Here is a 1,802-nt window from a genome sequence, read left to right on the forward strand (position 1 = left end):
GTGCGACGGATTTACCTACCGCACGGCCTACACCCTTACCCCGGGACAACCACCGCCCGGGATGGACTACCTTCCTGCGTCACCCCATCACTCACCTACTACCAGCTCGGGCCACCGGCTCCACCACTCCGCGCTTGTCCGAAGACGCACACGGCGGTATCACGGGCTTAGCATCACTGGATTCAATGTTTGACGCTTCACAGCGGGTACCGGAATATCAACCGGTTATCCATCGACTACGCCTGTCGGCCTCGCCTTAGGTCCCGACTTACCCTGGGCAGATCAGCTTGACCCAGGAACCCTTAGTCAATCGGCGCACACGTTTCTCACGTGTGTATCGCTACTCATGCCTGCATTCTCACTCGTGAACCGTCCACCACTGCCTTCCGGCGCGGCTTCACCCGGCACACGACGCTCCCCTACCCATCACAGCCACCGTTGGGCGTATTGCTGCAATGACACGACTTCGGCGGTACGCTTGAGCCCCGCTACATTGTCGGCGCGGAATCACTTGACCAGTGAGCTATTACGCACTCTTTCAAGGGTGGCTGCTTCTAAGCCAACCTCCTGGTTGTCTCTGCGACTCCACATCCTTTCCCACTTAGCGTACGCTTAGGGGCCTTAGTCGATGCTCTGGGCTGTTTCCCTCTCGACCATGGAGCTTATCCCCCACAGTCTCACTGCCGCGCTCTCACTTACCGGCATTCGGAGTTTGGCTAAGGTCAGTAACCCGGTAGGGCCCATCGCCTATCCAGTGCTCTACCTCCGGCAAGAAACACACGACGCTGCACCTAAATGCATTTCGGGGAGAACCAGCTATCACGGAGTTTGATTGGCCTTTCACCCCTAACCACAGGTCATCCCCCAGGTTTTCAACCCTGGTGGGTTCGGTCCTCCACGAAGTCTTACCTCCGCTTCAACCTGCCCATGGCTAGATCACTCCGCTTCGGGTCTTGAGCGTGCTACTCAACCGCCCTGTTCGGACTCGCTTTCGCTACGGCTACCCCACCCGGGTTAACCTCGCAACACACCGCAAACTCGCAGGCTCATTCTTCAAAAGGCACGCAGTCACGACTGCATGTGCAAGCACACACAGCGACGCTCCCACGGCTTGTAGGCACACGGTTTCAGGTACTATTTCACTCCGCTCCCGCGGTACTTTTCACCATTCCCTCACGGTACTATCCGCTATCGGTCACCAGGGAATATTTAGGCTTAGCGGGTGGTCCCGCCAGATTCACACGGGATTTCTCGGGCCCCGTGCTACTTGGGTGTCTCTCAAACGAGCCGTCAATGTTTCAGCTACGGGGGTCTTACCCTCTACGCCGGACCTTTCGCATGTCCTTCGCCTACATCAACGGTTTCTGACTCGTCTCACGGCCGGCAGACCATGAAAGAGAGATCCCACAACCCCGCATACGCAACCCCTGCCGGGTCTCACACGCATACGGTTTGGCCTCATCCAGTTTCGCTCGCCACTACTCCCGGAATCACGGTTGTTTTCTCTTCCTGCGGGTACTGAGATGTTTCACTTCCCCGCGTTCCCTCCACACTGCCTATGTGTTCAGCAGCGGGTGACAGCCCATGACGACTGCCGGGTTTCCCCATTCGGACACCCCCGGATCAAAGCCTGGTTGACGACTCCCCGGGGCCTATCGTGGCCTCCCACGTCCTTCATCGGTTCCTGGTGCCAAGGCATCCACCGTGCGCCCTTAAAAACTTGGCCACAGATGCTCGCGTCCACTGTGCAGTTCTCAAACAACGACCAACCACCCATCACCCCGAACCAACAGGTCCGAGAG

The 1,802-nt window shown here is 58.0% G+C and carries 1 rRNA gene; it reads right to left on the reverse strand.

Going from position 1 to position 1,802, the window contains the following annotated elements:
• A 23S ribosomal RNA gene (locus tag AB0M97_RS30715) occupies positions 1-1,726 on the reverse strand; the annotation flags it as partial.
• Positions 1,727-1,802 lie beyond the last annotated feature (76 nt).

It is taken from the genome of Streptomyces sp. NPDC051207 (genome assembly GCF_040682395.1).
Classification (GTDB): domain Bacteria; phylum Actinomycetota; class Actinomycetes; order Streptomycetales; family Streptomycetaceae; genus Streptomyces.